Genomic DNA, 16,913 nt, shown 5'->3' with positions numbered 1-16,913 from the left:
CGTTAGCGGCAAATACCCTGCACTTTCGCGCCCGACCAAGGAAGCAGCACGTCACTTTCGCGCCGGTTTCCGGGAAGCGCTGAAACGTCGAAATGTGCGCTCAGCATATCGTGCAGCCGCTTGGTGCGCGGCGCATCCGGGTCCAATGCGCGGCAGCAGACGTATTCCTCGACAATCGCGCCCTGCTGCTCGAAGCCGTAGGCCAGAAAATCGGGCGAGGTTTCAAGATCGAACAGGTAAGGATCATCCTTCCCGCCATGTTCCGCAGCGGCTTTTAACGGGTGATAGCCCGTGGTCTTGCGATTCTGCCATTGCCAGACATGGGTTAACTCATGAGCGAGCAACATGGCCGCGATCAGGTTCACCTGTTCGGGATACGCGCTCATGTAATCGTCCAGATACCAGTCTTTCGTGAAATACACGTGGTTGAACAGGGCAACACCCGCTGGTTTTCCGGTGACGGTTTCTTCTTTGACGGGCGGTAATATCCTCTCGCGGCAGGCGATCCGGGGGCGGGCTTTGCGGGTATAGGTTATCGCGGCAACGGGCGCGCCTTCGACCAAACGCACGCGATCAAGGTTTAGCGTTTCGCCGTGGATATTGCCTGCAAAGGCCCGCTCATGCTCGGTCAGCGGGCGACCGCAGGATGCGAACAGTAACAGGATTGAAATCAGCAGGGGGCGGACCATACCAATAAGCCTAATGCGACGGCTCGGCGCTGCAAGCCGTTTTCAAAGGCTCATTGCCAATACCCGGCTGATTTCCGTTAACGATCGTCCCGATTGCTCCATCCAGCTGTTGAAAGCTGCTTGTACGGCGGCCATGGCCTTTTTAGAGGTTGCAGGTTTGTCGATAACGCCCTCGGCGATCAAACGTGCCGTCACGTCCCGCGACAGGATGAAGCTGTCGCGTCCGGCAAATCGCATGGCATATTGTGCCGAAGCACCGCCCAGACGTGATCCGCGTTTGGCCAGCATCTCCAGCAACCCGACATAGTCCTGCGACGGCCATCCGCCCAGGATTTGCCCAACGCCACCTTCAGCGCGGAGTTCCAGAAGAAAAGCAGCGTTGTCACGCACGGCGGCGATCTTGGTTCCGTTCCGCACGATGCGGGTGTCCTGCAGCAGGGCGTCGAACTTCTCGTCATCCATAAATGCGCAGCGCCCGACGTCGAAGCCGTCGAATGCTGTTTCGAAACCATCCCATTTTGCTTCGATCACTTTCCAGTTGAACCCTGCCTGAAACACAGACTTTGTAATAATTGACAACCAGCGGTCATCGGACATCGCAGCCAATTCGGTAACGGGTGTTGGTTTGCTCAGCTTGCTTTCCAGCTCGTCCGGTCCGCCGTGACGGTCTGCCGCCAGTTTGTAAATCTCGTCAAAGTGATGCATCGACCGGGTCCTCCCTTATCCAGATGCTGCCGTTCTGGTTCGGTTTGACAAGGGGAAATCCGGCCTCGTTCTGACGTCAATGTTTTATATTGACTAGTCAATCAATATCTCTCACTTTGTTTGACTAACGGTGCTGAGTGAACGCAATGGCAGGCAGGTACGGTAGAGCGGGGTCGCTGTTTTCTGTTTGACGAAGAAAGTCGAACCCGAAGCAAGTGTGCCCTTTCCTTTTCTGGCCGAACTTGTGCATGTTGCGATATGTACTGTGATCACGGATATTCCTGAGCGGGCTCGACCCCGCGATGGGACAAACAGACAAACAGGGAGTTGATAACTATGAAAAAGTTAAGCGTAAGCCTATTGGCCATCGCCGTTGCCGGATCGGCCCATGCGGCGGATATGGGTGCGGTGGACGAGCCGATCAAACTGGCCATTAACGAATGGACCGGCCAGCATGTCACCACACATGTCGCTGGCGAGATGCTGAAGGCTGCGGGTTACAACGTCGAATATGTCACCGCAGGCATGATGAACCAGTTCCAGGCGCTCGCCGATGGCGACATCGATGCAACGCTGGAAATCTGGTCGTCGAATGTATCCGACGAATACGCCAAGAAGATCGACGAAGGCACCGTGGTTGAGATCGGCGATCTGGGCCTGGACGCCAAAGAAGGCATCGCCTATCCGGCCCATGTTGCCGAGCTGTGCCCGGGCCTGCCAGCCTGGGAGGCGCTTAAGGATTGTGCCCAAGTGTTTGCCACGGCGGAAACGCTGCCGGGCGGTCGCTTGGTGGACTACCCGGCAGATTGGGGTACGCCCGGAGCGGACCGCATGACCGGGCTTGATCTGCCGTTCAAAGCCGTTCCTGCCGGCTCTGAAGGGGCTCTGATCGCAGAGCTGCGCGCTTCGACCGAGCGGAAATCACCGTTGCTGATCACCTTCTGGCAGCCTCACTGGGCGATGTCGGCCTACGACGTGCAGTTTGTTGATCTGCCCGCCGGGGAAGAAGCTTGCTTTAACGATCCGTCCTGGGGTCCGAATCCCAATGCCGTCAACGATTGCGATTTCTCGCCCTCGCGCATCTTCAAAGCGGGATGGAGCGGCATGGAGGAGAAATGGCCTGCTGCTTATGAAATCCTGACCAATTATCAGCTGGCGGTAGAAGACCAGCAGCCGATGATGGGCGCGATTGATGTCGATGGCGGGAAGGTCGAAGAGGTCGTCGCCGCATGGATGGCCGAGAACGAAGGCAAATGGCGCCCCGTTGTCGACGCCGCGACGCAGTGAGCTGTCATCAGTGACTGACGCGACTACGCCAGCCATCGCCTGCCGGAATCTCTGGCAGGTCTTTGGCCCCGGCGCTGAGAAAGCCCTGACCGACGCGTTGTCTCGGTCAGGGAATGACGCCGATCAAGCCGCCACCGATTTGCGCGAACACGGGTTCATCCCCGCCGTTCAGGATGCCAATTTCGAAGTCAAAGAGGGCGAGTTATTCGTCATCATGGGGCTTTCGGGCTCGGGAAAATCCACGCTCATCCGCTGTATTTCGCAACTGCTGCCCGGTACGGGTGGCGAGATTCACGTGGATGGCGAGAACGTCATCGGCGCCTCAAAGAAAGCCCTGACCGAGTTGCGCCGTAAAAAGCTGGGTATGGTGTTCCAGCATTTCGGTTTGTTTCCGCACATGACTGTCGCGGAAAACGTGGCCTATCCGCTTCGTGTCCAGGGTATTGGCAAAAAAGAGCGGCTTGCGCGCGCGCAGGAAGTTATCTCACTCGTTGGCCTTGAGGGGCGTGAAGATAGCTTCCCTCGCCAGCTTTCCGGTGGTCAGCGTCAGCGTGTCGGGATTGCACGTTCGCTGGCAGTGAACCCCGATATCTGGTTTCTGGACGAGCCCTTCTCGGCCCTGGACCCGCTGATCCGTCGCCAGTTGCAGGATGAGTTTCTGCGTATTCAGGCGACGCTGAAGAAATCCATCGTGTTTATCACTCACGATATTCAGGAGGCGCTCAAACTGGCCGACCGCATCGCCATCATGCGCGATGGTAAGATTGTGCAGATCGGCACTCCTACGGATATCGTTCTGCGACCGGTCGATGATTATGTGCGTGAGTTCTCGAAAGACGTGGCGAAGGGCCAGCACGCCAAAGTCGCTTCGGTAATGCGTGACGATTCGGAGTGCGGCCCGGATGATCCCGGTCTGACCACCGCAATGACGCTCGACGCAGCGCTGGCGCATTGCATGGAACTCTACGAGCCGGTGCCCGTGCGCGACGAAAACGGCGCGGTCGTCGGCACGGTCCACCCGTCCGATCTGGCCGCCGCTTTGCAGGTGGATGACGAATGACTGCGGTTACCGACGTACCGAAGCCGAGCGCGGCCCGCCTGACCGCAGGCGCGCAAGCTGCATTGATTACCGTAATTGTCGGTGCGGTGTGCCTGGCGCTTGAGGGGGTCGCCCCGTGGCTGGTCAAATGGCCCGCCGCGTGGGAACTGCCCGCAACTCAATGGGTGGGGGCTTTCCTCGACTGGTTCCTGAACGGGATCAAACCGGCAGCACGGCTGTTTTCGGACCTGATGGCCTATCCAATGAACTGGGCCAACTATGTGCTGGGGAACACGCCCTGGCCGATCCTGATTGGCATTGTGACCGCGCTGGGCTGGTATCTGGGCGGGCTTCCAATGGCCACCCTGGGCTTTCTTGGTCTCAGCTTTGTGCTCGCGTCGGGGTATTGGGCTGAGAGCATGAATACGCTTGCTCTCGTCGCGGTCTCTGTGCCTGTTGCGCTTATCATGGGCGGTGCCATCGGCATTCTTGCCAATGAAATACCCAGGGTTAAGGCGTTTGTTCAGGCCGTGCTGGATATTATGCAGACGGTACCGACCTTTGCCTATCTCACACCGCTTTTGCTGCTCTTTGGGTTTGGTCCAGTCGTGGGGCTGATCGCTTCGGCCATCTACGCGGCCCCTCCGATGGCGCGCAATGTGATGCTGGGGTTGGAGCGGGTTGAACCCGAGATCAAAGAGGCTGCGATCATGTCTGGTGGGACGCGCTTTCAGCAGCTTTTTCAGGTCGAAATCCCCGCCGCCACGACGCAGATCATGGTTGGCGTGAACCAGTGCCTCATGGCGGCGTTGTCGATGGTTATCATCGCCGCCGTCATCGGCGGCTTCAACGACATCGGTTGGGAGGTCCTGCTGACCATGCGCAAAGCGCAGTTTGGCGAATCCCTGATGGCCGGTCTGGTTATCGTCGTCTTTGCCGTGGTGATTGACCGGATGAGCGGCACACTGGCAACCGAGCGCAAGCGTTATGACCGCAGAGTCGTCTGGGCCATGCTGGCCTTTGCCGTCATATTCACCGTCGCCTTCCGGGCATGGCTTCCGAACCCGTCGGAGCTGACGGTTCTGGACCCGATGGCCGAAGCGATTGACAGCGGCCTGACTGCATTCACGCAGGCCAACGGGCCGTGGCTTGATGCGCTCAAGAACAACTCTCTGTTCTACGTGCTGCTGCCACTTCGGATCGGTTTGGATCAGGCCGTGCTGCCTTTCACCTGGGGCTTCCAATGGACGCCCGCGATGAGCTTCGGCCTGTTTGCTACCGGCGCGGTGATCGCGCTGCTTATGGCATGGAGTGGGCACCTGACCGGAGGGCTGATCGTGCTCATCCTGATCGGAATGCTGGAAACCGGTATCTCGAACCTGCCCTGGCCCTTTGTCCTGACCGGCGCGGCTGCGCTGGGTTGGGTTGCAGGGGGCTGGCGTCTGGCGGCGCTGTCTGTGGGTCTGCTATGCACCATCCTCGTTTCGGGCCTGTGGGAGAGGGCGCTTCTGTCGCTCTACCTCAGTGGGGCTGCGGTATTTTCCTGCGCCGTAGCCGGCGGGCTGATCGGTTTGGCCAGCGCGGTCTGGGTGCCGGTCTGGAAAGTGGTCCGTCCGATCTGCGATATGTTGCAGACGATCCCTCTGTTTGTGTTCCTGATCCCGGTGTTGATGGTATTTCAGATTGGCGAGTTCTCGGCGTTCCTCGCAATTTGCGCCTACGCAATTGTCCCGATGATACGCTACACGCGGCACGGGTTGGTCAACACGCCGGACGAGATGATGGAGGCCGCAATTTCCAGCGGCGCAACCGAGTGGCAGATCATGCGCGACGTCCGCGCGCCTTATGCGGCGCCGACCATCTTGCTGGGTCTGAACCAAACCATTCTGTATGCGTTTGCGATGCTCGTGATCGCGGCGCTGATCGGTACCACGGGGCTGGGCCAGTCGATCTATCTGGCGCTGGGGCAGGCGGATGTGGGTCTGGGTATTTCAGCGGGTGCTGCGATGGCTATTCTTGCGCTGATTGCCGACCGGATGGTGCAGGGCTTTGCCGAGGAACGGCGTAAAGCGCTAGGCCTGTAAAAAGGGCAGGGGGCGGTGAACCCGCCCCTTGGCTCCACTTGATTTCGGACAAAGACCAACCGATCACCGCAGAGTAATCCGGGTTTAGCACGATCGGAGAATACAATGACGGGTTGGGGCCTTTTCCTCGCAGCACTTGCCACCTTTCTTCTCAGCCACATGATCCCGGCGCGCCCCGCTGTGCGCGGTTGGCTTATCGGAGTAATGGGTAAGCGGGTGTATTTTGCCACCTATTCGGTGATCTCTCTGGTCGTGTTGGGGTGGCTGATCATCGCTGCGGCAAACGCACCATATGTCGAAGTTATTCCGCCGCTTCCGATTTTTCGATGGGTGCCTTTGCTGGTCATGCCTGTGGTCTGCTGGTTGGCGCTTGCGGGGCTCTCGATTCAGAACCCGTTTTCGTTCGGCGGGCTGGGGCACACCGCTTTTGACCCCGATCGCCCCGGTATCCTGCGCACCACGCGCCATCCGATCCTTCTGGCGCTGATGCTCTGGGCGCTGGCACATCTATTGGCCAATGGCAGTCTGTCGCATGTCGTTTTGTTCGGACTGTTCGCGGGCTTTGCCGCAATGGGCATGGCCCTGATCGACCGCCGTAATGCGCGTAACTTGGGCTCGGAATGGATACGCTTGTCGCGCAACACAGCACGCCTGTCGCTGCGCGCACCCCATCCCTGGCCTCGCCCCTGGGTTTGGCTGGCCGCCATTGCCGCTTATGCGGTTCTTCTCCATCTGCACACATCTGTGATCGGGCTCTCTCCGCTGCCCTAACAGCATGAGGTAGCCCGACAGGCCGACCCGTGCTATCTGAAGCGTCACCATTTGAATTCTTGAGGTCCCAAAATGCATCTGGCCTATGTTACGACCGCTGATCGCGGTGCGACCGATCGCCTGCTCAGCGCTTTTGCGGATGGGCTTATGAGCGCCGGAACACCGCTTGCCGGTGTGGTGCAGACAAACACCGAATGCGCGGAAGGCTACAAATGCGATATGGACCTGAAGGTGATACCAACGGGCGAAACCATCCGCATCTCTCAATCGCTGGGTAAGAATGCGCGAGGATGCCGTCTGGACCCGGCCGAGCTGGAACGCGCAGTCGGTCTGGTCACACGATCGCTCGACAGTGCCCCACAACTGTTGATCATCAACAAGTTCGGAAAACACGAGGCCGACGGGCGCGGTTTCCGACCGATCATAGCCGACGCCCTGGAGCGCGACATTCCGGTTCTGGTGGGCGTCAACCAGCTTAATATCGAACGGTTCCAGGAGTTTGCCGGCGGCATGGCCCAGGCGCTTGAACCCGACGTCGGGAGCCTGACCGACTGGCTGGACACAGTATCTCAGGCCCACGCCCAACGCGCCACCTCTTGCGGCGGCTAGGGACAGAGACGACCCCGCAGCAGGAGGGACGGTTCCGTGCCATCGGGTGTGCTCGCCTTCTGCAATAACGGTGGACTTGTGCCCCGTCTTCGGTTCTAGCTTTGACCGAAGTTGCAACCCGGCGGCCACACAAGCTGTGCATAAGCCGACAAGATGGGCTTATCCATGATCCAGCGTCAGCGTGAGTTATCTTTGGAAAGCGAACCTCAGGCGAATAGCTCGCCAGTGAATGAAGCCCTGAACAAAGGGTTGCTGTCGACTGATCGGTTCTGGATCTGCCTGTTTGCGGGCTACTTTTTACTGCATGTCGCGCTGCGCGTTGCAACGGGCGGTTCACTTGGTCTGGACGAAGCCGAAATTCTTCTTGACGCGCGCCACCTTCAGTGGGGCTACGGCCCGCAACTGCCACTTTATGCGTGGCTGCAATGGGCGGTGTTTCAGATAACGGGGCCCGGTTTGCTTGGCCTTTCGTTACTGAAGAACGGATTGTTGTTGGCGACCGTTGTGACGCTTTACCTGACCATTCGCACGCGACAAACGTCGCTTATGGCGGGGCTGTCGGTTTTGTCGCTGCTTATGCTCTACCAATTTAGCTGGGAGGCACAACGCGCGTTAACACACTCGGTTCTGGCGAATTTCTGTTCGGTGCTGACCTTTGCGGTGATCTGGGGTCTGATCCGTAAGCCGACGGCCTCGGGTTTCGTGCTGCTGGGCGTTGTCGTGGCAATGGGCGGTTTGTCGAAATACAACTACGTAGTCGCGCTGTTGGCCATGATGCTGGCCGCCTTCAGCGATCCCGCTACACGAAAGCCGCTATGGTCACCCTGGCTACTGCTGTCCATGGGCGTTGCGGTCATGCTGGTTGCGCCTCCGATGCTTTGGATACTGAATAATCCCGAGCAGGCGTTGGCAAGTGCGCGCAAGCTGGACATGAGCAGCGATGGCCTCGCCGCATGGATCGCAGCGCAGGGCATTGCAGAGCTGGCCCTGGCTGCGTTTGGCTTTGTCTCGCTCCTGTTCGTCGTCATGGGCGCCCTTTGGTTGATTTACCGTCGGCAGGGGACAGCAGTCGCAGCCGATGATCTTTTGCGACTGATATGGCGCACTTTGTTCTGGGCGTTGGTGCTAATGGCGCTTGTCGTTCTTCTCAGCGGGAGCACAAACGTAAAAGATCGCTGGTTGCAACCGATTCTGATCTACGCTGGTCCCGCCTTGGTTCTATGGCTTCTGCCTCGAACAGGCTCGATGGGCGCCCGGCGGTTTGCCCAAATCAGTGCTGTTTTGGCAGGGGTTATCGGGTTGGCAATGCTTCATCACAATCTTGCCGGAGACGCCAAGCGCGCGGCACCCTTTGCCGAACTGACCGCTCGGATACTGGCGCAGACCTCGCCTGACAGCGTGATTGTTGCCGATAACTGGCTGGCAGGTAACATGGCGTATTTCGCGCCACAGCATCCTATCTACAGTGATCGCGATATAACTGCGCCCGACGCTAACTTGCGGGTTTGGGACGCAGGCCAGAAGACACCGAAAGACGTCGACGTAACCCAAGTGGTGACGCTGACCGCCCCATACCGTTTCGATGAGAACGAGGAGATGTCACTGTCATTCGGGCCAACGTCAGAATAGCCTGGACGTTAAAATACCCGACCGCGTTAGGGTAACTGCCTGCCAACACATGGAAGGAAGGGCTCAAATATCTGAGGTAGGAAAGTGGTGGGCGACCCTGGAATCGAACCAGGCGTGCGTCTCCGCGAGGGAGTTACAGTCCCCTGCCACACCTTGCGGCCTGTCGCCCACTGTCAGGCGTTGCACCTGACGTGGAGGCGTGATTACTAGCGCGTCTAAAGGGCGTCAACAGGAAAATACCGCTTTGACGCAGGAAACCTTATCCCCGGCCCGGAGGCCCGTAAAATGAAGAAACCCAAGTGGGTCGTTGAGAAGGAACAGGCACGCAAATCTGCTGCGGCAGAAACCGTCTGGCTGTTCGGGTTGCACGCCGTTCGGGACGCGCTGATGAACCCCAAGCGAAAAAAGATGCGCCTGATCGTAACCCGAAACGCGGGCGACAAGCTGGCGGAAGCCATTGAATTTGCAGGGATCACACCTGAGATGGCTGATCCGCGAAAATTCACCGCGCCGATTGATCCCGGATCGGTTCATCAGGGTGCGGCGCTTGAGGTCAAGCCGTTGGATTGGGGCGGGCTTACCGAGAATTGCATCGGGCAGAAAAACCCGCGTGTGCTGCTGCTGGATCGGGTGACCGATCCGCACAATGTTGGGGCGATTCTACGCTCGGCCGAGGTATTGGGTGCCAGCGCCGTGATTGGCACCCGCCACCATTCGGCTCCTGAAACCGGTGCACTAGCCAAAACCGCCAGCGGTGCACTTGAGAGGCAACCGTATCTGCGTGTCCGCAATCTGGCCGATACGATCATCGAACTACAGAGCATGGGTTATTTAGTGCTTGGCTTGGATGGAGAAGCCGACGAGACCATTGAAACCACACTCAGCGATAAACGCGATCGCCCTGTGGCTTTGGTGCTTGGGGCCGAGGGGCCCGGACTGCGGCAAAAGACCAAAGAGACCGTGGATCAACTGGTTAAAATTGACGCGGCGGGGGGATTTGGGTCACTCAATGTCTCAAATGCCGCAGCGATTGCACTATATGCGTCACAGCCCAGATGACAGGAGGCCCTCATTTCGACTCCACATAAAATTGCCACCTGCTGCTATTGCGGTACGCGCGCAGCGTTGGTTCTCAAAGGCAAACAACAGCACGAGCTGAGCTGCGCAAGCTGTGGCGCGCCTTTGCACAATCTCAAGATGGTGCCAAAGGCCAAGCTGACCGAGCGACCGGCGCGAAACTACAACCCGGCACAGAAGTACAAGAAGAACAAAAAGAAGAAAAAGCGTGGATTGTTCTCGAAGGTATTGGATGAAGCGTGGGATGTGATTGAGGACGTTTTTGATTGAAGATTGCACGCCCGTTCACAACGGCGTCATGGGGGTTTCGGTTCCGGTTGGAAATATGCATCTTGAAGCCCTCTCAAAGCGAACCAATGAATCACGTATGCTGTCCCGACGTTCTTTTTTGACAAGTCTTTCCTGTATCGCATTTGCTCCTGTCGTTGGCGCACAGGAAATGCCGGTGTTCTATGCCGACGATGGTGTGGCCGTTTCAGGCTATGATGCCGTTTCCTATTTCAAGATTGGGGCGCCTGTGCCGGGACGTCCCGACATTGCCCTGATGTGGAAAGGCGCAACGTGGCGGTTTGCTTCTGAGGAGAATCGCGACCGGTTCGAACGCAATCCGCGCGCCTTTGCGCCGCAGTTTGGCGGGTATTGCGCCTATGCGATGGCGAAGGGCACGCTCAGCAGCACCGACCCGCAAGCCTGGCAGATCGTGGATGGAAGGCTGTACCTGACCCATTCCGAAGCGATTGAGCGCATATGGAAGCAGAACGTGTTTCAAAACATCCGTGAAGCCGAGCAGCATTGGCCTGAGGTTCTGTACCAGTAATCGGCGGAAATCCTCTTTTTGTGAGCTGTCATCACAAAAATGCGCGCGACCCCTTTTTTTCAAAAAACTTATGCTTAAATGTCACAGTGACCGCGGAATGGAACTGCCGCGGGTCATTTCACTGTCCCTCGTTCCAACAACTGGCGCTCAGGTTCTTACTTGGGCGCTTTTTTCTTGTCAGAGGGCCGGTTAGGCTGCGCCCATGGCTGATTATACCGACGCGCACCTGACAACGATTCTGAAACGTACCAAGGTTGTGGCCGTGGTCGGGGTCTCGATGAACCCGGTGCGGCCCAGCTATTATGTGGCGCGGTATCTGTCGCTCAAGGGCTATACGGTGATACCGGTCAATCCGGGCCATGCGGGAAGATTCCTGTTCGGGCAGACCGTGCGGGCCTCATTGTCCGAGATTTCCCAGCCGGTGGATATGGTCGATATCTTCCGCCGGTCCGAGGCCGTGCCGCCCATCGTTGACGAGGCGTTGGCCGCGTTTCCTGACCTGCGCACCATCTGGATGCAGATCGGCGTTGAGCATGACGAAGCGGCGGCCACGGCGCAGACGCGCGGGGTTGATGTGGTGATGAACCGTTGCCCCAAGATCGAATATCAGCGCCTGTTCGGAGAGCTTCGGATGGGCGGCTTTGCCACCGGCGTGATCTCGTCCAAGCTGTGATTGCGCAGCGCAGAAATCAACGCTTTGCAAGTCGATCAGGTGGCCATCGTGGGGACCTTGATTGCGTATATATGTTTCGTTACGAATCCAGAAGCCTATTTTTCTAGGGTTTTTCAAGGATAGCTCATGACGCCAGACCGCGAGACTGCCCGAAGCTTAGCAAAAGATCATTGTGCTGCATGGACGGGCCGGGCGCCCGACCTTGTTGCATCCCGATATGCCGAAAATGCAGTCATGATCATGAACGGGGGCGCCCCACTGACGGGGCCGTCGGATATTGGCAGCATGGCGGCAGGGTTCATGGCCGACTTTCCCGATCTTGTTTTGACTCTGGATTCAGTGCTCGTTGCCGATCACCACATGATCTATGCGTGGACATTTGATGGGCACCACAAAGAGACTGGAAATCAAGTGCGTTTTTCGGGGTGGGAAGAATGGGATCTGGACGACGATCTAAAAGTCGTTAAGTCGCTGGGCTGGTATGACAGCGCCGACTACGAGCGGCAAGTTGCAGGGGAACACATCTGAGCATTTGTTCCGATGCAGTTTGACCGAGTAGGCCCGGTTTCGATACGCTCTGACGTCTTTATCCGGCCAGAACGGGATGTTGAGAGGCACCAGATCAGCCGTCAACGCGCGGTGTCAGTTTCGCCACCTGTTCCTTGCGACGTTTCTCCAGTACTGCCTCGCGCGGGACCCAATCATAGCGCGTGTCCTCAAGCAAAGGAGCCCAATATAACACTCCGCCATAGCGCCACGGGTCCAGCACGACGCCCTCATACATGCTCTCGCCCTTGCGGCTGATGATGGCGGTGCTGTGATCGATGCGGAACGGGTTGTCCGCGTTGGCAATGGCGCGGTGCATTTCAAGCGTTTTGAACTGCTCCTGGTCCAGACGCCGTTCGATATCCTCGGCCCAGTGCCAGCACAGGCCGCGCGGACGCAGGCCCTTGTTGACCTTGGCATTGTGGATCAGGGGTGGGTCGGTGATCTGATATTCCGTAACCAACTGCGCTGTATAGGCGTAAGTGATGCGGGCGGCGCGATTGGCTTCCTCAGGGTCGATATCCGACCCGAGACTTTGGATTTCCGCCGCCAGACGTTGCACCTCATCCCCCGAGGATGGGGGTGGCGTGGCGCAGGCGGTAAGGGCGGCAAGCGCTGCTGCAAACACCAAAGCTCTGATCATGCCTGTGCCCTTCGCCTTAATGCACCCGAACCCGGAGTATAGCGGGTGGTGTCAGCGCACGGAAGTCGGGCGGCTAGTCCTTCGGTCGTGCTGCCTTTTCCGCGAGCCCGCTGGTGCCCTGACGGCGGGCCAGCTCGGCCAGCACATCCTCCAGTGCAACGTCGCGCGCTGCCAGCATGACCAGCAGATGATACAGCACATCAGCGGCCTCAGAGGTCAGTTTTGCCCTGTCGCCCTTGACGGCTTCGATAACCGCTTCAATCGCCTCTTCGCCGAATTTCTCGGCACATTTTTCAGGGCCCCTGGACAGCAGCTTGGCAGTCCAACCGCTTTCCGGGTCGGTCCCTTTGCGGGCCTCAATGGTTGTGGCCAGATCGTGCAGAATACTCATGTCAGCCTCATCGGAATTCCTGCGGCAGCCATGTGTTCCTTGGCCTCGCGAATCGTGTACTCGCCGAAATGGAAGATTGAGGCCGCCAGCACCGCGCTTGCTTTGCCTTCGGTCACGCCCTCGACCAGATGATCCAGATTGCCAACACCGCCAGAGGCAATCACCGGTACGTCAACCGCGTCACTTATTGCACGGGTCAGAGCCAGGTTGAACCCGGCCTTGGTCCCGTCGCGGTCCATTGAGGTCAGCAGGATTTCGCCCGCGCCCCTGGCGACGACGGTTTCAGCGAATTCAACCGCGTCGATTCCGGTGGGTCTGCGCCCGCCATGGGTGAAAATCTCCCACTTGCCGGGGCTGACCGTCTTGGCGTCGATGGCGCAGACGATGCACTGGCTACCGAACTGGTCCGAAGCCTCGGCGATCACATCCGGGTTCGCCACTGCAGCCGAGTTGAAGCTGACCTTGTCAGCCCCCGCCAGCAGCAGCGCCCGCACGTCATCCTTGGTGCGAACACCTCCGCCAACGGTCAGAGGGACAAAGCACTGCTCGGCGGTGCGTCGCACCACATCGAACATGGTGCCGCGATTTTCGTGTGTGGCGTGGATGTCCAGAAAACAGATTTCATCCGCTCCGGCGGCATCGTAGGCCTTGGCCGATTCCACCGGGTCACCGGCATCGCGCAGGCCGACGAAGTTCACGCCTTTGACGACGCGGCCATCGGCGACATCCAGACAGGGAATGATGCGGGTTTTCAGCATGGGTTTTCCTTTGCTCGGGGCACCTCTACCGGCAAAGCCCCGCCGATGCCAGACTTGTGATTGTTATCTGTCGCGAAGCCATGGAAATTAGGGATGAAATTCGCGAAAAGGAATTCTGACATGCGACATCTTCTGCTGGCTTCAATACTAACTTTCGGAGGCACCCTGTCCGCCATGGCTGACGATATCATCAAGGTGGAAACCGACAAATCCGTAGCCGAGGCACTGGATGCACTCGAAGCCGCTGTGGGCAACGCGGGCGCGACGGTTTTTGCACGTGTGGACCACGCGGCGGGGGCCGAAAAGGTCGGTACGCCCATCCCGCCCAATCAGGTGCTGATCTTTGGCAACCCGGCTCTGGGCACGCCCGCAATGCAGATCGACCCTCGTGCCGGGCTGTTCCTGCCGCTGAAGGTACAGGCCTACGAGGATGCGAACGGGCGGGTCTGGCTGGCTTATGAAGATCCGAAAGAGACGATGGATGAGCTTGACGAGGTCGAGAAATCCCCCGTCATCGAAAAGATGCGCGGTGCTTTGGCGAAGTTGACTGCTGCCGCAGCTCAGTAACTCAGTTCAGGGCGCGAATGGCCTCTTTCAGGTCAATCGCGCCATCATAGAGCGCGCGGCCAGAGATCGCGCCGTTCAATTCGACACCACAATCGCGCAGGGCGATCAGGTCGTCCAGCGAACTGACGCCGCCCGAGGCAATCACCGGAATGGAAACCGCCTGCGCAAGGGCTGCCGTGGCTTCGATATTCGGGCCCTGCATCGCACCATCCCGGTTGATGTCGGTGTAGATGATCGCGGCGACGCCTGCGTCCTCGAAGCTGCGGGCCAGATCGGTGACCTGCACGTTGGTCTCTTCGGCCCAGCCCTTGGTGGCGACCATGCCATTACGGGCGTCGATGCCGACGGCGACCTTGCCGGGAAAGGCTTTGGCCGCTTCGCGCACCAGATCCGGATCTTCGACCGCAACGGTGCCCAGAATGACGCGGGCCAGCCCCTTTTCGATCCATGTCTCGATTGTTGCCATGTCGCGAATACCACCACCCAGCTGCGCGGGCACGTCGCAGGCTTTCAGAATCGCCTCGACGGGGGCGGCGTTGACGGGCTCTCCGGCGAAGGCGCCGTTCAGGTCGACCAGATGCAGCCATTCACAACCCGCTTCGACAAAAGCGCGCGCCTGCGCCGCCGGGTCTTCGTTAAAGACCGTTGCCTTGTCCATTTCACCGCGCAGCAGGCGCACAGCATTGCCGTCTTTGAGGTCGATGGCGGGGTAGAGGATCATGTCGGGCGGCCCTATATCTCTGTTACACGCGCGGGATATCGCACAGGCGGGGCAGGGGCGCAACGCGACGCAAAGTCAATCTTGCCCGGTGCCCGGCGTCAGGTCAGACTGACCGGAAAGACAGGGAGACAACCATGAAGACATATACTCTAGCAGCAGTTTTCGCTGCGATGGCCACGACTGCCTTTGCTGCCGATCCGGTGGATGGTCTGTGGAAAACCGCTCCGGGGGATACAGGCGGCTATCTGCATGTGTCGATTTCCGAATGCGGCAGCGCCGTCTGTGGCACCATCGACAGCGCGTTCGATGCCGATGGCAATCAGCAGTTGGAATACGAAAACCTCGGCAAGCAGATCATCTGGGACATGGTGCCAGATGGTGGTGGCGCTTATAGCGGCGGCAAAATCTGGGCTCCGGACCGCGATAAGACCTACAACTCGAAGATGTCCCTGAATGGGCAGAACAAACTGACCGTGAAGGGCTGCGTTGCGGGCGGATTGATCTGTCGCGGGCAGGATTGGACCCGAGTTCAATAACCCGTCACGGGGTCCAGGTGAGGAAGTTCCCGATCATGCGCAGGCCGACGTCCTGGCTTTTTTCGGGGTGGAACTGCATCCCAACCATGGTGTCGCGGCCAATCACGGCCGTGACCTCTTGCCCATAATCCACATACGCCAATCGTTGCGCCGGATTGGTCACCCGGAAGTGGTAGGAGTGGACGAAATAGGTGTGATCGCCTGATTTCACGCCGTTAAAGACCGGGTGGTCGCTTTCCAGAACCAGATCGTTCCAGCCCATATGGGGCACCTTGAGCGCGCTGTCCGACGGCTCGATCTTCACGACATCTCCGGCCACCCAGCTCAGCCCATCGGTTTCGCTGTATTCGTGGCCTTTGGTCGCCATCAGTTGCATTCCGACGCAGATGCCCAAAAACGGGCGGGCCTTGTGCTCGACCGCCTCTACCATTGCGTCATAGATGCCCTTGTGGCCTCGCAATTCGGTTGCGCAGGCCGGGAAGGCGCCATCACCCGGCAGCACAAGCCGATCTGCGCGCGCCACAACGTCAGCATCCGAGGTCACGACGACTTCGCCCGCGTCCAGCTCGCGCGCCATGCGTTGGAACGCTTTCTCCGCCGAGTGCAGATTGCCGCTCTCGTAGTCGATGATGGCGGTCAGCATCTACAGCGCGCCCTTGGTCGACGGAATCGCGTCCGCCTTGCGCGGATCGGTCTCGACCGCATCGCGCAAAGCACGGGCGACCGCTTTGAAGGCGGCCTCGGCAATGTGGTGGCTGTTGAAACCATGCAACTGGTCGATATGCAGGGTGATCCCGCCATGGGTGGCCAGCGCCTGAAAAAACTCGCGCACCAACTCGGTGTCGAATGAGCCGATCTTTGCGGTCGGCAGCTCGACGTTCCAGATCAGAAACGGACGGCCCGACAGGTCCAGCGCACAGCGCACCTGCGCATCATCCATGGGCAGATGGCATTCTCCGTACCGGCGAATACCTTTTTTGTCGCCCAACGCCTGCGTCAGCGCCTGACCCAGAGCAATGCCGGTATCCTCGACAGTATGGTGGTCGTCGATATGGTAATCCCCGCTGGCACGGATCGTCATGTCGATCAACGAGTGGCGCGCCAGTTGGTCCAGCATATGGTCAAAGAAGCCAACGCCGGTCTGGTTGTCATAACTGCCGGTGCCGTCCAGATTGACCTCGACCGAGATTTCGGTCTCGGCGGTCTGACGGCTGATCTTTGCGCTGCGCATGGGCGAATTCCTTTTGCTACAGGGGCGCTTATAGACGCGGAAAGGCAGGCATATCCAGACTGCTTGAAGCTATCGATGCAAACTGTTGCAGGGGATTGCGCCCGGAGGCGGCCCGTGCCAGCCTGCGGGCAACACGAACC

At 58.8% G+C, this 16,913-nt stretch carries 21 protein-coding genes and 1 tRNA gene; 13 read left to right on the top strand and 9 right to left on the bottom strand.

Translation table 11 applies throughout. From position 1 onward, the window contains the following. Positions 1-2: 2 nt before the first annotated feature. Both RA27_RS08230 and RA27_RS08225 read right to left on the bottom strand, forming a co-directional pair. Positions 3-689 carry a hypothetical protein gene (locus RA27_RS08230; RefSeq protein WP_039536568.1) on the bottom strand — a complete coding sequence of 229 codons (687 nt, stop codon included), beginning with the start codon at positions 687-689 and terminating at the stop codon, positions 3-5. Positions 690-731: 42 nt separating this feature from the next. After that, positions 732-1,394, bottom strand: a complete 663-nt coding sequence (locus RA27_RS08225) for a DNA-3-methyladenine glycosylase I (RefSeq protein WP_039536566.1) — start codon at positions 1,392-1,394, stop codon at positions 732-734. Positions 1,395-1,730: 336 nt separating this feature from the next. Between RA27_RS08225 and RA27_RS08220 the strand changes: the two genes are divergently transcribed. From RA27_RS08220 to RA27_RS08195, 6 genes are all read left to right on the top strand, one after another. Next, complete coding sequence (locus tag RA27_RS08220; RefSeq protein ID WP_039536565.1) at positions 1,731-2,681, top strand: ABC transporter substrate-binding protein; 951 nt, start codon at positions 1,731-1,733, stop codon at positions 2,679-2,681. Positions 2,682-2,691: 10 nt separating this feature from the next. Continuing rightward, positions 2,692-3,741 carry a betaine/proline/choline family ABC transporter ATP-binding protein gene (locus RA27_RS08215; RefSeq protein ID WP_039537211.1) on the top strand — a complete coding sequence of 350 codons (1,050 nt, stop codon included), beginning with the start codon at positions 2,692-2,694 and terminating at the stop codon, positions 3,739-3,741. After that, positions 3,738-5,804, top strand: a complete 2,067-nt coding sequence (locus tag RA27_RS08210) for an ABC transporter permease subunit (RefSeq protein WP_039536563.1) — start codon at positions 3,738-3,740, stop codon at positions 5,802-5,804. Before RA27_RS08215 ends, RA27_RS08210 begins: the two co-directional genes overlap by 4 nt. 105 nt (positions 5,805-5,909) lie before the next feature. Beyond that, entirely contained in the window at positions 5,910-6,575 is a 666-nt protein-coding gene (locus RA27_RS08205; RefSeq protein ID WP_039536561.1) for an NnrU family protein, read from the top strand. A 72-nt stretch (positions 6,576-6,647) separates the two neighbouring features. Continuing rightward, entirely contained in the window at positions 6,648-7,184 is a 537-nt protein-coding gene (locus tag RA27_RS08200) for a DUF2478 domain-containing protein (protein WP_039536560.1), read from the top strand. Positions 7,185-7,349: 165 nt separating this feature from the next. Further along, positions 7,350-8,813: a glycosyltransferase family 39 protein gene (locus RA27_RS08195; protein WP_082025041.1), complete on the top strand. Its 1,464-nt coding sequence runs from the start codon at positions 7,350-7,352 to the stop codon at positions 8,811-8,813. 85 nt (positions 8,814-8,898) lie between these two features. Here the strand turns inward: RA27_RS08195 and RA27_RS24040 are convergent. Further along, positions 8,899-8,982 (bottom strand) — tRNA-Tyr (locus tag RA27_RS24040). A gap of 116 nt (positions 8,983-9,098) precedes the next feature. Here RA27_RS24040 and rlmB point away from each other — a divergent pair. From rlmB to RA27_RS08170, 5 genes are all read left to right on the top strand, one after another. Then, positions 9,099-9,872: a 23S rRNA (guanosine(2251)-2'-O)-methyltransferase RlmB gene (rlmB, locus tag RA27_RS08190; protein ID WP_039536558.1), complete on the top strand. Its 774-nt coding sequence runs from the start codon at positions 9,099-9,101 to the stop codon at positions 9,870-9,872. Positions 9,873-9,995: 123 nt separating this feature from the next. Beyond that, positions 9,996-10,160 (top strand): hypothetical protein, encoded by a 165-nt coding sequence (locus tag RA27_RS24965; RefSeq protein WP_343294151.1) that lies wholly within the window; start codon positions 9,996-9,998, stop codon positions 10,158-10,160. Between the two features lie 169 nt (positions 10,161-10,329). Next, complete coding sequence (locus RA27_RS08180) at positions 10,330-10,707, top strand: YHS domain-containing (seleno)protein (RefSeq protein ID WP_241484035.1); 378 nt, start codon at positions 10,330-10,332, stop codon at positions 10,705-10,707. 202 nt (positions 10,708-10,909) lie between these two features. Further along, the gene (locus tag RA27_RS08175) at positions 10,910-11,380 is read left to right on the top strand and encodes a CoA-binding protein (protein ID WP_039536555.1); all 471 of its coding nucleotides are present in this window, start codon (positions 10,910-10,912) and stop codon (positions 11,378-11,380) included. 126 nt (positions 11,381-11,506) lie between these two features. Then, positions 11,507-11,908, top strand: coding sequence for a nuclear transport factor 2 family protein (locus RA27_RS08170; RefSeq protein WP_039536553.1), 402 nt, complete (start codon positions 11,507-11,509; stop codon positions 11,906-11,908). Positions 11,909-12,002: 94 nt separating this feature from the next. Here RA27_RS08170 and RA27_RS08165 read toward each other — a convergent pair whose 3' ends face one another. The 3 genes from RA27_RS08165 to hisF all read right to left on the bottom strand — a co-directional run bounded on the left by RA27_RS08165 (position 12,003) and on the right by hisF (position 13,718). Continuing rightward, positions 12,003-12,569 (bottom strand): hypothetical protein, encoded by a 567-nt coding sequence (locus RA27_RS08165; RefSeq protein ID WP_039536552.1) that lies wholly within the window; start codon positions 12,567-12,569, stop codon positions 12,003-12,005. Between the two features lie 73 nt (positions 12,570-12,642). After that, positions 12,643-12,960: a phosphoribosyl-ATP diphosphatase gene (locus tag RA27_RS08160; protein WP_039536551.1), complete on the bottom strand. Its 318-nt coding sequence runs from the start codon at positions 12,958-12,960 to the stop codon at positions 12,643-12,645. Continuing rightward, on the bottom strand, positions 12,957-13,718 hold the full coding sequence (hisF, locus tag RA27_RS08155; RefSeq protein WP_039536549.1) for an imidazole glycerol phosphate synthase subunit HisF: 762 nt from the start codon (positions 13,716-13,718) through the stop codon (positions 12,957-12,959). The genes RA27_RS08160 and hisF overlap by 4 nt, the downstream gene beginning before the upstream one ends. A 120-nt stretch (positions 13,719-13,838) precedes the next feature. Between hisF and RA27_RS08150 the strand changes: the two genes are divergently transcribed. Next, positions 13,839-14,285 carry a DUF302 domain-containing protein gene (locus tag RA27_RS08150; protein ID WP_039537203.1) on the top strand — a complete coding sequence of 149 codons (447 nt, stop codon included), beginning with the start codon at positions 13,839-13,841 and terminating at the stop codon, positions 14,283-14,285. A 1-nt stretch (position 14,286) separates the two neighbouring features. Here RA27_RS08150 and hisA read toward each other — a convergent pair whose 3' ends face one another. Beyond that, positions 14,287-15,006, bottom strand: a complete 720-nt coding sequence (gene hisA, locus RA27_RS08145; protein WP_039536548.1) for a 1-(5-phosphoribosyl)-5-[(5-phosphoribosylamino)methylideneamino]imidazole-4-carboxamide isomerase — start codon at positions 15,004-15,006, stop codon at positions 14,287-14,289. 134 nt (positions 15,007-15,140) lie between these two features. Between hisA and RA27_RS08140 the strand changes: the two genes are divergently transcribed. After that, positions 15,141-15,542: a DUF2147 domain-containing protein gene (locus RA27_RS08140; RefSeq protein WP_039536546.1), complete on the top strand. Its 402-nt coding sequence runs from the start codon at positions 15,141-15,143 to the stop codon at positions 15,540-15,542. A 4-nt stretch (positions 15,543-15,546) separates the two neighbouring features. On the opposite strand, the gene hisH is transcribed toward RA27_RS08140, so the two are convergent. After that, positions 15,547-16,185: an imidazole glycerol phosphate synthase subunit HisH gene (gene hisH, locus RA27_RS08135; protein ID WP_039536545.1), complete on the bottom strand. Its 639-nt coding sequence runs from the start codon at positions 16,183-16,185 to the stop codon at positions 15,547-15,549. Then, positions 16,186-16,773, bottom strand: coding sequence for an imidazoleglycerol-phosphate dehydratase HisB (hisB, locus tag RA27_RS08130; protein WP_039536543.1), 588 nt, complete (start codon positions 16,771-16,773; stop codon positions 16,186-16,188). Between the last annotated feature and the right edge of the window lie 140 nt (positions 16,774-16,913).

Source organism: Ruegeria sp. ANG-R, assembly GCF_000813985.1.
Taxonomy (GTDB): Bacteria; Pseudomonadota; Alphaproteobacteria; order Rhodobacterales; family Rhodobacteraceae; genus Ruegeria.
The sequence above is the reverse complement of the archived record's forward strand: the minus strand, read 5'-3'. Positions and strand labels throughout refer to the sequence as shown.